We start from the raw sequence: 12,547 nt of genomic DNA on the forward strand, positions 1-12,547 counted from the left end.
TCAGCCGTCGGCAGACTTGGCAGGCGTAGCGGTGTTCGACGCCTTGGCCTCGTCTGCCTGCGTTGCCTGCAATTGTGGATGACGCAGATAGAGCAGTTTTTGCTGCGCGATGGTCAGGAAATTGGACGTTATCCAATAAAGGAGCAGGCCTGCTGCAAAAGGAGCCATCACAAACATCAGTATCCACGGCATGATCATGAATATCTTTTGCTGCTGCGGATCCATCTGCGCCGGATTGAGCCGGAATTGCAGCCACATGGAAAGGCCGAGCAACAAGGCGAGGATGCCGATGGACAGGAATCCCGGCGGGGTGAAATCCAGCAAGCCGAACAGGTTCAGGATCATGGCCGGGTCGGGCGCGGACAGGTCGCGGATCCACAAGGCGAACGGCTGGTGGCGCATCTCGATTGCCAGCATCAGCACCTTGTAAAGGGCGAAAAACACCGGAATCTGCAGGAACATGGGCAGGCAGCCTGCCAGCGGGTTGACCTTCTCCCGCTTGTAGAGCGCCATGACCTCCTGCTGCATGACTGTGCGGTCGTCCTTATGACGCTCCTGCAGCGCCTTCATCTTGGGCTGCAGCGCCTTCATCGCGGCCATAGACTTGAACTGGCGCTGCGCCACTGGAAACATGATCAGCCGCACCACGAAAGTCAGCGCGATGATCGCCACGCCGAAATTCCCCGCAAGGTCGAACAATTCCTTCAGCAACCAGAAAATCGGCTTTTCAAACCAGCGAAACCAGCCCCAGTCGATCGCCAGACCGAAATTGGCAATCCCCGCATCTTCATAGGCGTCGAGGACTTCACTTTCTTTTGCACCGGCAAACAGCCGGGTCGTGCGGGAAAATTGCTTGCCAGGTACAATGGTCACCGGATCGTAGATCAGATCGGCACGCACATTGCTGCCGCCAAGCGCCCGGAAAGCCGCATCTGTGGCAACCTGAGGATCCGGCACCAGCGCCGACAGCCAGTAGATATCGGTGAAGCCAACCCAGTCGGTGCGCCCTGCAGGCTCGATCAGGCGGCTGTCGACGATATCCTCATAGTCGTTGTCGAACGCGACCGATCCGTCAAAGGCGCCAATAGGCCCGGAATGCACGGTCCAGGTATCGGTGCTGGCCGTTTCGCTGGTCCGGTTGATGAAGCCGTATGGCTGCACCGCGACCGGCCCACTGGCAGTGTTGGCAACGGACTGCGTGACGGTGATCATATATTCATCGTCAATGGTGAAGCGCAGCTGGAAGATCTGACCCGATCCGTTATTCCAGGTGAGCGTGACCGGACTGTCGCTGGACAGGGAGCCGCCTTCAGTCTCCCACACGGTTTCGGGACCAGGCATGGCGATGCCGGTGCCCACAAAGCCGAATTGCGCAAAATGCTGCGCCGGGGTGCCAGCCGGCGAAAACAGGCGCACCGGCCCTGAATTCCTGTCGATCGTCTCGCGATGCGTTTTCAACGTCAGATCGTCGATCCGCGCGCCAACCGGGTTGATCGAACCCGACACCTTTGCCGAATCGATCGGAACCCGCGAAGTGTCGGCAAGCTGCGTGCGCAGGTCGCGGCGCTCCTCGGCAATGGCGACAGGGTTGGTCAGGCCGCCTTCGCGTGTGCGCCGGACATCTTCGTCCCCCGCCTGCGCCTGCTCGATCACTTCTCCTTTGGGAGCAGGGTAGAAATATTGCGTGGCGGCATCCCAGCCGAACAGCAGCAGGATGACAAGCGCCATCGCCAGGATCAGGTTGCGCTGATTATCCACGTCTTTTCCCAGTCGTCTCACCATGCACGATCATGCCTGCACGGCAGCTTTCAAGATGGTGCGCGGCAATCATGGCACCGGATCGTGGCCATGTCCGCCCCACGGATGGCAGCGCAATAGCCGCTTGGTCGCCAGCCAGCCACCCTTAATCGCGCCGTGCTTGCGCAGAGCCTGAATGGCGTATTCCGAACAGGAGGGCGCAAAGCGGCAGGACGGCGGCAGGATGACAGAAGGGCCGAGCTGCCAAAGTCGCGCAATCGCGATCAGCACATGCTTCATCGTCTGCGCCCGGTGCGCGGTTTGCGCGGTGGGTCTCCCTTGCCTGCATGCACGCGTTGCAGCGCTGCATGCAGTTCAGTAGCAAGCTGCTGAAAATCGCGTTCGATACCGCCTTCGCGACCAATCAGCACATGATCGTGACCGGCAAGGCCTGCATCAGGAAGAATTGACCACAATAATTCGCGAAATCGGCGCTTCATGCGATTGCGCACGACAGCATTGCCGATACGTTTTGTCACGGTAATACCATAGCGCATGACAGGCGGGTCAAGCCCATTTGGCCGCGCAAGAAGAATGAATCCGGGTCGTGCAACCCGCAGACCCCGATTCGCTGCAAGGAAGTCGGCACGCCGGAAAATTCCCGATGGCCGGCCCGGTTGCTCCGGGTTTAAGGCGGCCAACGGAACGATAAGTCTGTCTTAGGCGGACAGCTTCTTGCGTCCACGCGCACGACGCGCGCGCAGGATGTTGCGGCCACCTGGCGTCGCCATGCGGCTGCGAAAGCCATGGCGCCGCTTGCGCACGAGGTTGCTCGGTTGAAAAGTGCGCTTCATGGCGAAATCCTGTACACTGCATGATTGTGCGTTACTGACGGCACGCGAAACAAGGCCGCCGCAATGGCGACCATAATGATGGTGGCGATCTAAAGTTTGGCGTCTGGCAAGTCAAGCGCAGTGTAGCCTGAACCCAGGAGGATCTTCACCGGCATGTTCGGGACGGGTTTTCACAGCAGGATCTGGCCGCAGGCAAAGCCGGTCATCGGCCCCTCGACAGCCGGTGCCGGTGGTGCGATGGGTGATCCGTAACTCCTATCCGGCTGCTTCATGGGCGCCGTGACGCAGCAGGCAGGAAAGACGATGGTCGCGCTGGTATCGACGCTTGCCTATCTGGGGCTGGAGGCGCGCAGCGTCGAGGTGCAATGCCAACTTGCCTCGGGGTTGCCGGCATTCAACATGGTCGGCCTGCCGGACAAGGCGGTGGGGGAAAGCCGCGAACGTGTGCGTGCCGCGCTCGCGGCCATGGGTCTGGCTTTGCCTGCCAAGCGGATCACCATCAATCTCGCTCCGGCAGACCTGCCAAAGGAGGGTTCACACTTCGACCTTCCCGTGGCGCTGGCACTGCTGACCGCGATGGGCATTGTCGATGCTGAACATCTGGCCGATTACGTGGTTGTGGGGGAGCTTGCTCTTGACGGGCGGATCATCGCCACGCCTGGCGTATTGCTGGCAGCGCTGCATGCAGCGCAGGCGGAAAAGAGCCTTATCTGCCCTGCTGCGCAAGGCTCCGAAGCTGCGTGGACCGGCGGCGCTGGCATCGTGGCAGCGCCCGATCTGGTTAGCCTGCTCAATCATCTCAAAGGCACGCAGCAACTGCCGCCGCCAGCACCCGGCAAGATGGCCGCGACAGCAGCGCATCGCGATCTGAACTGCGTCAAGGGGCAGGAAACCGCCAAGCGTGCGTTGGAAATTGCCGCGGCAGGCGCGCACAACCTCCTGATGATCGGGCCGCCAGGTGCGGGTAAATCGCTGCTGGCAAGCTGTCTGCCCGGCATCCTGCCCCCGCTGAGCGCGGATGAGGCGCTCGAAACCTCTCTCGTGCAATCGGTCGCAGGTCTGCTTGATGAAGGGCGCATCAGCCGCGAACGGCCATTTCGCGCGCCGCACCACTCCGCCTCGATGGCGGCGTTGACAGGTGGCGGGCTCAAGGTGCGGCCAGGCGAAGTCAGCCTCGCGCATCTGGGCGTGCTCTTCCTTGACGAACTGCCGGAGTTCCACGGCATTATGTAGCAAACGCACCAATGCGTAGGTGGTTGTCTGCGCTGCTGATTGCGGCTGTCATCGTCTGTGGGGCAGCAGGCATGTGGCGCCTAAGCTACTCTAACATATCCAATTCGGCCGGTTTTAATATTATCCCTGTTCATAATCACTCCACGGGGAATAGGGTTGCGCTGCTCCCCATAGCCAAATTCAAACCAAGCGCTGGTCTGAGCGTGTTGCCCATTCGACAATTGGTAGTTTACAATCACCAAGACTTCAGGGTGAGTGAACGTTCCTGCCATAACCGTATGATAAATTGCTTTTGGGTTGATTTGCATTCGCTCGGAAGAATCGGGAAGAATTATACGGCTGTAAGGCTCATCGTAATTACCCATCATATTGGCGGAAATTTCCTTAAAATCCTCGGCTCGGCCAAACATCACATCGCCGAAGGTTTCATTAAAAACACTTACGTTATACGCTGGCGAGCGGCCAATATTAGTTATCGTGATGTTGCAGAAAAGCAGCGATCCATGTTCGTCAGTAAAATCAAAATTAAGATCAACAGTGAGCCAAGGTCTTTGAGCCTGGTCCGCAATCCTGTTGGCTTCTTTCATCGCGTCAGTGGCTATTTCAGCGCCTTTGACGGCAGCCAATGTCGCATCAAGCGTGCGTTTCACATACCAAATACCGATAGCCGTAACAGCTATGGTTACCAGCGATGCGATGAACATCAGAAGGGCATAAAAAGCCATGTCCTGCTGAGCTTGCAAATCGGTTTCTGCGCGTTGCTCTGCGCGTTGGGCTTGCGCATCACTAGATATGGTTTCAATCGCGGTGCGGTTGGCGATGAGCACCGTCTGCTTTTCGCTGCGACTAGCATTAGTTTGGTTATTTTCGGTGGATTGATTTTCAGCTTGAGCCTGACATTCGCCATTTTGCTGCTCCGCTAGATGCGGACTTCCTGCGCCCCGATTGCTTCCAAGCATTGAACCAAAAACACCGCTGTAAATTTACCCCGGCTGATCTTGTTGCGGATGTTAGGCTCAGAGTCCATCACGCCAATGTCAGCCAGCTTTCCGACAAGCTGCGCATAGGTAATCCCTTTTCGCGCAAGCTCGCCTTTGAGCAGCAGTTTGACCTTGTTTTCCCATTCTTTTTCAATGACAGGCATGTCCTACTCCTATGATGCGATATGCCATCATAGGCGATACATTCGTCATTGACAACGGCGTCTGATGCCATCATATCTAGTGCATAAGCACTGGAAACGATGACATGCAACACTTTCTCCTATCTGCCACCGCCCGCACTTTGAGCCTTAAGGCTGTATTCCGCATGACGGAAGAACGCGCCTACTCAACATTCTGCGAGCTGCGTTGGCCAGAAACAGAAGGCGAGGCGGTCTGCCCTCGTTGCGGATGCACGGAAGCTTATCACATCAGCACACGTCGCAAATTCAAATGCGTTGCGTGTCACCACCAATTCAGCGTCACTAGCGGCACGATCTTTGCCTCGCGCAAAATGTCGTTCGGTGATCTGTTGGCCGCTATCGTGATCTTTGTGAACGGCGCAAAGGGCATTGCCGCCCTACAGCTTAGCCGAGATCTGGACTGCCAATACAAAACGGCATTTGTCCTTACGCACAAGCTGCGCGAAGCCATGGCACAGGAACAGGCCGACCGTGAATTGAATGGCATTGTCGAGATCGATGGTGGCTATTTCGGTGGCTATGTGAAGCCGGAAAATAACAAAGCCGACCGCAAGGACCGCCGCCTATCGTTTAACCGTTCCGGCAAGCGCCAGTGCGTTGTCATCATGCGTGAACGGGGAGGGAAGTCACTACCTTTCATCGTTCGCAATGAAAGCGATGCTGTTCCTTACGTCCGTGATCATGTTGGCACCCTTGCCACCATCCATGCCGACGAAGGCACTGGATGGGACGCGCTTCACGCCGGTTGGGATACTCACCGTGTCAACCATAGCGTTCGGTTCATGGACAAGGGTGTTTGCACCAATCAGGCGGAAAGCTTTTTTAGCCGTCTTCGCCGCATGGAAGTTGGGACGCATCACCATATCGCAGGGCCGTATTTGTTCGCTTATGCCGGTGAAGCCTCATGGCGCGAAGACAACCGCCGTGTGGATAATGGTTCGCAAGCGATGATGGTTGCTAGCGCTGCAATGGAAGCCAAGGTTAGCCGGACTTGGAAAGGTTATTGGCAGCGAAGTGGTTAATTTTATTTAGGGTTTGCAATTGCGTATGCCTTCAGCCGATCCTCTTTGCGCAATAATGCCCACCACACCAGTTTAAAGCGGTTTGGGGCATTTTCAGGATGTGGTATTTTTGACCAGCGCTTGTACAACCAAACGCACTCACAAAATACCGAAGGGCGTTGTTCGCGAACCTTATTTATGTATTTCTCAAGACTGCGATAATCTCGTTGAAATTGGTCTTGAAACCACAATTTATAAAGCTTCTCGTCAAACAGTCTCTTACGTATTCCAAGAGATATAAGCTCATACTCATTGAGTTGCGCGCGAAGAGTTTGGCGGTCATCGCTAGGCGGACAATTTGGGTCGGCAAACCCCATGATGTCGAGTTGCTCGCTATCGCCGTTATAGCGATGCATGATGATTTTGAAGGCGGCATAGCGGCTCTGCCCGTCTTCATCGACAAATGTCTTGAGAACCATATCTAGTGTGGCACGTCGCCGAGTAACTTTGCGAGCATGCCAAAAGGCTATAAAAGCAACCAATGCCGATATAGCAGCCACTATAACACCTAAAATTGGAGCTGCGGCCTTCCAATTCCCCAGACATTCAATCACACTGTCGCCCCTCAACGCAAAACGCCCCGGCGTTCATAGCCGAGGCGTCACGTTTGTCTAGTTAGAGGTGGTTAGTCTCCACCCCAACCTTCGTACGAGATATGGGTCATATGCTGCTTCCTCATCGGTAGTTGATCTTTGTATAAGCGTTAACGTTCAGACCGTGCCGCCCCAAGTTTCAAACTTGATTATTATGATCTTTCTCCTTTTTTGTAATCGCAAAGCTTGCGATTCTTCCTTGAAACTCAAAAAGACTTTATGTTGTTCCAAAAGTTAAGGGCAGATGTGCGTCATCTTTAAAACGCAAATGGCATGAACCGGTATATGAATCTCTATCCAAATTATCAAGACAATATATGCTCACCTAGCAATCCCCCACACCAGCAGCCCGCTTTTTCCCGGCTCTGAAAAAACCAGCGCCCGCTCACGAAGATTGCGCAACGCGGCTCCTATGCGCTTGTGAAAAGCCTTTTGCAGATCTGTGTCGTTCAAGTTCAATTCTCGTTCTGCCATCAGGCGCAGCGTGATAGCCCTGCCGTCCATCGCACCTTCCTTTCGCAGCATGGCTAGGATTGCCCGCGTCACCTGCCCTTTGAAGGCCCTGTGCCTTGGCGGTAGTGGCTTGGGCTTTATTTCTTCTAACTCAATATCAGGATCAAACATGCGCAAGCTGGCGTCTATATGGTCCATATCGATCATTGCTTGCCGTAGCTGATCCTGTAGCGCGTCAATCCGACCGGCCAGTTCCCCGCGCTTGTCTCGGAGTGCGCTTACTACGTGTGTGTCTGCCATATAATGACATTAGACCGCTTGGCCGGTGGCATCCATAATGCTATTGGTGCGTTTGCTACATAATGCCGGAGTTCCAGCGCGCAGTCCTGGACTCGCTGCGCCAGCCATTGGAGACAGGAACGATCAGCGTGGCACGCGCCAACGCACATGTGACCTTTCCCGCCAATGTTCAGCTCGTCGCAGCCATGAACCCGTGCCGCTGCGGCCATCTGGGCGATCCCGCGCTTGCCTGCTCCCGCGCGCCGAAATGCGCTGCCGATTACCAAGGCCGGATTTCGGGGCCTCTGCTCGACAGGATCGACCTCCATGTCGAGGTCAATGCCGTGTTGGTGCGCGATCTTGCCTTGCCGCCACCTGCAGAAGGATCGGCGCAAGTGGCTGCGCGCGTCGCCGCTGCGCGCCATGTGCAGGAAGAGCGGTTTCAAGGGGCTGCGGCCCGCACCAATGCGGATCTCGACGGCGACCTGCTGGAGCGGTTTGCAACTCCCGACGAGGCAGGGCGCGAACTTTTGTTGAAGGCAGCCGACGCAATGCGTCTCTCGGCGCGGGGCTATACGCGCATCTTGCGGGTGGCTCGTACCATTGCCGACCTTGCCGGATCGCAGACCGTCACGCGCGCCCATGTTGCAGAAGCACTTGGATACAGACGACAAGCACCGCGCGCCTGATCAAGCGACTTGGCGGGTTTCCCACAGGCGTATATGACGCTGGCCAACCACGCCAAAAACCCGCATGATGACAACCTTGACGCGCAGTTCGTCAAAGCTGCGCGCATCTTGCGGGAGCGGCAATGTATATATTCCTGATTGCACTTGTTGTGCTGGTGTTCATCACCCTGCTGTCCGCAGTGCGGGTGGTACGCCAGGGTTATGTCTATACCATCGAACGGCTCGGCCGGTTCACCAAGCCCGCGCATCCCGGCCTGCATCTTATCGTGCCGTTTGTCGATCGTGTCGGCCGCAAGATCAATGTCATGGAACAGGTGCTCGATATCCCTGGCCAGGAAATCATCACCCGTGACAACGCCATGGTCGGCACCGATGCCGTGGTCTTTTTTCAGGTGCTGGACGCGGGCAAGGCGGCCTATGAGGTCAGCGACCTCTATAACGCCATCCGGGCGCTGACGACGACCAATCTGCGCACGGTGATGGGATCGATGGACCTTGATGAAACCCTGTCCAAACGTGACGAGATCAACGCGCGCCTCCTGTCAGTGGTCGATCATGCGACCTCGCCCTGGGGGCTGAAGATCACGCGGGTCGAGATCATGGACATCCGCCCGCCCAAGGATATCTCGGACGCGATGGCCCGGCAGATGATCGCAGAACGGGTGAAGCGCGCTCAGATACTGGAGGCGGAAGGCAGCCGGGCGTCCAACATCCTGCGCGCCGAAGGTGACAAGCAGGCCCGCATCCTCGAAGCGGAAGGTCGCAAGGAGTCTGCCTTTCGTGATGCGGAGGCGCGCGAACGCGAGGCGCAGGCAGAGGCGCGTGCAACGCAGGTCGTGTCCGATGCGATTGCCACGTCGGGAACGCAGGCGCTCAATTACTTCGTCGCTCAGAAATATGTGGGCGCTGTCGAGGAGTTTGCCCGCTCTCCCAATGCCAAGACCATCCTGTTCCCGGTCGAGGCGACACAGCTCATCGGTTCGCTGGGCGGGATCGGTGAACTGGTGCGCGATGCCGTCACTCCGCCTGCCGGCGCTGCGCAACCTGGTTCAGGGGCAGGGCCTTCATCACGCGCAGTGAAGTCCAACGTATTCATGCCTCCTACTGGCGTGACACGTTCCGATGGTGGATTGGGGTGATGGACTGGCTTGATGGTCTGGGCGGTCAATGGGCGTGGCTGCTCGCAGGTGTGCTGCTGGCAACGGCAGAACTCGTGGTTCCTGGCTATTTCCTGATCTGGATGGCAGCAGCAGCGTTCGTAACGGCCTTTGTTACCGGGGTTGCTGGTGTCGGCATCGAGATACAGGTGCTTTGCTTTGCAGTCTTTTCCATCTTCGCAGTGGCGGCAGCGCGGCAATGGCTGTCCGCCTATCCGATCGCGTCAAGCGACCCGTTGATGAATGACAAGGGTGGCCGGCTGGTGGGGCAAAGCGTTACTGTCACGCAGGCGATCGAACATGGCAGCGGCCGCGCCCGGCTTGGTGACAGCGAATGGCCCGTGCGCGGTGCCGACGCGCCAGTCGGCACAAGGCTGGTGGTGACCGGACATGAAGGGTTGGTGCTTGTTGTCGATCGCCCGGTTGCAACCCATATAGGCAGTGAAACCAAGATAATGCCCTGAGGAATTGCAGATGGACGACAAGATGAAGCTCACCGACGCACAATGGCGTGAACGGCTGGCCCCCGAAGCCTTCGATGTGCTGCGCAAAGGCGGGACCGAGCGTCCCTTTACCGGTGAGTACAATGGCAACAAGCAGCCCGGCATTTATGAATGCGCAGGCTGCGGCGCGCCATTGTTCACCTCGGAAACCAAGTTCGACAGCGGTTCGGGATGGCCCAGCTTCTATGCGCCTGTGGCCGACACGGCTGTCGATGAACACAGCGATGCCTCGCATGGCATGGTCCGCACCGAGGTGCGTTGTGCCAGATGCGAGGGCCATCTTGGCCACGTATTTCCTGATGGCCCAAATCCGACCGGACAGCGCTATTGCATGAACAGCGCGGCGCTGGATTTCAAGCCGAAGGACGACTGACCTGTCGCCCGATTGTGGCAGCGGCGCATTTGTCGTTCGTGCGGTTCGGTATAAATCAGCGGCTCTGTTCAGCACAGGTTCTGGCATCGGCCGCCATCTGCCGCTACTGCAACAGGCAGGGGCGGGATGTTTTCGCGTCGGTCGACAATTGATGGACGGCAATGGCGAGACAAAGCGGCGGGCGAAGCAGATCTTCGCACCAGCCGAAGAAATCTGAACGACGCAAGGCCGGTTGGTTCGCCCGGCTGATCGGCTGGCTTGTCGCAGCAGGCGTGCTGGTCCTGCTGGCGATGGTGCTGGCGGTGACGGTCATGGCCCGATCGCTGCCCGACTACGCGCAATTGCGGGCCAGCGAACACGGGCAGATGATCGTGGTGCGCGCGCGGGATGGAGCCGAGCTGGTCTCGTTGGGGCCAAGCTATGGGCAATGGCTGGAAGCAGGCGAGATCCCGACCGTAATGAAAGGCGCCATGATCGCGGTGGAGGATCGCCGCTATTACGCACATTATGGCGTCGATCCGATCGGCGTTCTGCGTTCCTTGTGGGTGCGCGCACGCGATGGCAGATGGCGCCAGGGTGGATCAACCATCACGCAGCAGCTTGCCCGCAACATTTTCCTTAACAACAACCGCACTTTTGATCGCAAGGTCCGCGAAGCCATGCTGGCGCTGGCGCTGGAGGCAAAGTTTTCGAAGCAGCAGATCCTCGAGCTTTATCTCAACAAGGTTTACTTCGGCGGCGGAGCCTATGGCATCGATGCTGCCAGCCGGCTGTTCTTCAGCCACCCTGCCACCAGCCTCTCCACTGCAGAGGCGGCAATTATCGCAGGGCTGGTCAAGGCGCCCTCGCGCTATTCTCCCACCGCTGATGCAGAGGCCGCGGTGTCGCGGGCGCGCATTGTGCTGCGCCTGATGGAGCAGGAAGGCGTGATCGGCCCGGGCGAGGCAGCCGCAGCCGATCTCGATACCGTGCAGCTCAAGCAGGATCATGGGCAGAACTCGGTCCGCTATTTCACTGACTGGGCGTTGCCGCAGCTCGACATGCTGCTGCCGCAGACGTTCGAGCCAATCGAGGTCTGGACCACGCTCGACATCGGCATGCAGCGTGCCGCAACAGCCGCAGTGCAGACCAACGTTCCGAAAGGCGCGCAAGGAGCCTTGGTCAGTCTCGATCGCGACGGTGCGGTCCTGGCCCTGGTTGGCGGAACGGATTACGTCGCTTCCAATTACAACCGGGCTACGCAGGCAGTCCGGCAGCCTGGTTCGGCCTGGAAACTGTTTGTCTATCTCGCTGCCCTTGAAGCCGGGTACACGCCTGACAGTGCCGTCACCGATGCGCCTGTCACCATCGGCGGGTGGAGCCCGCGCAATTCAGGCGGGCGTTATGCCGGCACCATCAACATGCGCTCTGCCTTTGCCTATTCGAAGAATACCGTCGCGGCGCGGCTGGGTGACGATGTCGGGTTCGGCACCGTTGCGGCAATGGCCCGCAGGTTCGGCATCACGACACCCATTGTGACAAACCCGAGCATGGTGCTTGGCACCTCGGAGGTGCGGTTGATCGACATGACGCAGGCATTTGCTTCGGTCATGGACCGGGGCCGCTCCATTGCCCCATATGGCATTCTGAAGGTGACGTCGGCCGGGGGAGAAATGCTTTACCGGCACGAGCCCCCGCGCGACCAGATGCTGGTCGCTCCGCATGTCGCGGCAGGCATGACCGACCTGTTGCAAACCGCTGTCAGCACCGGAACGGGACGTGCAGCGCAGATCGGACGCCCGGTCGCGGGCAAGACCGGCACGACCAGCTCCAACAAGGATGGCTGGTTCCTGGGTTTTTCAAGCGGCATTGCCACTGGGGTATGGATGGGCCGCGATGATGCGCGCGCAGTAGCAGGCTTGCAGGGAGGCACGGCTCCGGCACGTGCCTTTGCCGATTTCATGCGATTTGCCACGGCGAAGCGGCCGATAGAGCGGTTTGAAACCGAGCTTGTTCTCCCGGAGTGGCAGCTTGAGCCCGATGACGAAAGCTGGTTTGGCAATCCGGAAGATTACTACTTCATTGATGAATATGGCGAACGTGCAGACCCGTTCGGAAGAGGCGTGCCGCCTGATGATGAGCGTTACAGCGACGAGTTTCCGACCCGATTGCCTGTCGATCCTGTGCGTGATCCATCACGCGATGACCGCCGCCCCGAGCCCTATCCCGATGACCAGTTGCGACCGCCTTTTCCGGCACCATCTGCGGCTGGCCAGGACCTTCTGGATCGAGCTACTGGGCGCAATACCGCGCCGCGAGAAACGAGCCGGGTGCAAAGCCAAGCGGAGCCGCGCTTGCGCCGACCGGCCGATACGCCGCGCGAATAAGGACGACACATGAAAAAGGCCGCTCCGAACGATGGAGCGGCCTTTTCTTTTTCAGCCCCGTGCCGG

The 12,547-nt window shown here is 58.2% G+C and carries 14 protein-coding genes and 2 pseudogenes; 7 read left to right on the forward strand and 9 right to left on the reverse strand.

What is annotated here, in order from left to right:
• The 4 genes from yidC to rpmH all read right to left on the reverse strand — a co-directional run bounded on the left by yidC (position 1) and on the right by rpmH (position 2,591).
• Complete coding sequence (gene yidC, locus RM533_RS11380; protein WP_311341352.1) at positions 1-1,758, reverse strand: membrane protein insertase YidC; 1,758 nt, start codon at positions 1,756-1,758, stop codon at positions 1-3.
• Between the two features lie 69 nt (positions 1,759-1,827).
• Positions 1,828-2,037: a membrane protein insertion efficiency factor YidD gene (gene yidD / locus RM533_RS11385; RefSeq protein ID WP_311341353.1), complete on the reverse strand. Its 210-nt coding sequence runs from the start codon at positions 2,035-2,037 to the stop codon at positions 1,828-1,830.
• Positions 2,034-2,396 (reverse strand): ribonuclease P protein component, encoded by a 363-nt coding sequence (gene rnpA, locus RM533_RS11390; RefSeq protein WP_311341411.1) that lies wholly within the window; start codon positions 2,394-2,396, stop codon positions 2,034-2,036. Before rnpA ends, yidD begins: the two co-directional genes overlap by 4 nt.
• A gap of 60 nt (positions 2,397-2,456) precedes the next feature.
• Complete coding sequence (gene rpmH / locus RM533_RS11395) at positions 2,457-2,591, reverse strand: 50S ribosomal protein L34 (RefSeq protein ID WP_311341354.1); 135 nt, start codon at positions 2,589-2,591, stop codon at positions 2,457-2,459.
• A gap of 303 nt (positions 2,592-2,894) precedes the next feature.
• On the opposite strand from rpmH, the pseudogene RM533_RS11400 reads away from it, so the two are divergent.
• A pseudogene (locus RM533_RS11400) lies at positions 2,895-3,809 on the forward strand (YifB family Mg chelatase-like AAA ATPase); the annotation flags it as partial.
• 95 nt (positions 3,810-3,904) lie between these two features.
• On the opposite strand, the gene RM533_RS11405 reads toward RM533_RS11400, so the two are convergent.
• Complete coding sequence (locus RM533_RS11405) at positions 3,905-4,783, reverse strand: DUF8453 domain-containing protein (protein WP_311341355.1); 879 nt, start codon at positions 4,781-4,783, stop codon at positions 3,905-3,907.
• Positions 4,744-4,968, reverse strand: coding sequence for a DUF6471 domain-containing protein (locus RM533_RS11410; protein ID WP_311341356.1), 225 nt, complete (start codon positions 4,966-4,968; stop codon positions 4,744-4,746). Before RM533_RS11410 ends, RM533_RS11405 begins: the two co-directional genes overlap by 40 nt.
• 104 nt (positions 4,969-5,072) lie before the next feature.
• Between RM533_RS11410 and RM533_RS11415 the strand changes: the two genes are divergently transcribed.
• Positions 5,073-6,029 carry an IS1595 family transposase gene (locus RM533_RS11415; protein WP_311341357.1) on the forward strand — a complete coding sequence of 319 codons (957 nt, stop codon included), beginning with the start codon at positions 5,073-5,075 and terminating at the stop codon, positions 6,027-6,029.
• A gap of 2 nt (positions 6,030-6,031) precedes the next feature.
• Here RM533_RS11415 and RM533_RS11420 read toward each other — a convergent pair whose 3' ends face one another.
• On the reverse strand, positions 6,032-6,622 hold the full coding sequence (locus RM533_RS11420; RefSeq protein WP_311341358.1) for a DUF4760 domain-containing protein: 591 nt from the start codon (positions 6,620-6,622) through the stop codon (positions 6,032-6,034).
• 360 nt (positions 6,623-6,982) lie between these two features.
• Positions 6,983-7,321 carry a hypothetical protein gene (locus RM533_RS11425; protein WP_311341359.1) on the reverse strand — a complete coding sequence of 113 codons (339 nt, stop codon included), beginning with the start codon at positions 7,319-7,321 and terminating at the stop codon, positions 6,983-6,985.
• A gap of 155 nt (positions 7,322-7,476) precedes the next feature.
• Here RM533_RS11425 and RM533_RS11430 point away from each other — a divergent pair.
• Positions 7,477-8,082: pseudogene (locus RM533_RS11430) on the forward strand (ATP-binding protein); the annotation flags it as partial.
• Here RM533_RS11430 and RM533_RS11435 read toward each other — a convergent pair.
• Positions 8,083-8,205, reverse strand: coding sequence for a hypothetical protein (locus RM533_RS11435; RefSeq protein ID WP_311341360.1), 123 nt, complete (start codon positions 8,203-8,205; stop codon positions 8,083-8,085).
• On the opposite strand from RM533_RS11435, the gene RM533_RS11440 reads away from it, so the two are divergent.
• The 4 genes from RM533_RS11440 to RM533_RS11455 all read left to right on the forward strand — a co-directional run bounded on the left by RM533_RS11440 (position 8,205) and on the right by RM533_RS11455 (position 12,481).
• Entirely contained in the window at positions 8,205-9,221 is a 1,017-nt protein-coding gene (locus RM533_RS11440; protein WP_311341361.1) for an SPFH domain-containing protein, read from the forward strand. The two genes, RM533_RS11435 and RM533_RS11440, sit on opposite strands and share 1 nt — an antisense overlap.
• Positions 9,221-9,703, forward strand: a complete 483-nt coding sequence (locus tag RM533_RS11445; RefSeq protein WP_311341362.1) for an NfeD family protein — start codon at positions 9,221-9,223, stop codon at positions 9,701-9,703. The genes RM533_RS11440 and RM533_RS11445 overlap by 1 nt, the downstream gene beginning before the upstream one ends.
• A gap of 10 nt (positions 9,704-9,713) precedes the next feature.
• The gene (gene msrB / locus RM533_RS11450) at positions 9,714-10,115 is read left to right on the forward strand and encodes a peptide-methionine (R)-S-oxide reductase MsrB (protein ID WP_311341363.1); all 402 of its coding nucleotides are present in this window, start codon (positions 9,714-9,716) and stop codon (positions 10,113-10,115) included.
• 161 nt (positions 10,116-10,276) lie between these two features.
• Entirely contained in the window at positions 10,277-12,481 is a 2,205-nt protein-coding gene (locus RM533_RS11455; protein ID WP_432265066.1) for a transglycosylase domain-containing protein, read from the forward strand.
• The last annotated feature ends 66 nt before the right edge of the window (positions 12,482-12,547 follow it).

Origin of the sequence: Croceicoccus esteveae (assembly GCF_031846435.1) — a bacterium.
Classification (GTDB): domain Bacteria; phylum Pseudomonadota; class Alphaproteobacteria; order Sphingomonadales; family Sphingomonadaceae; genus Croceicoccus; species Croceicoccus esteveae.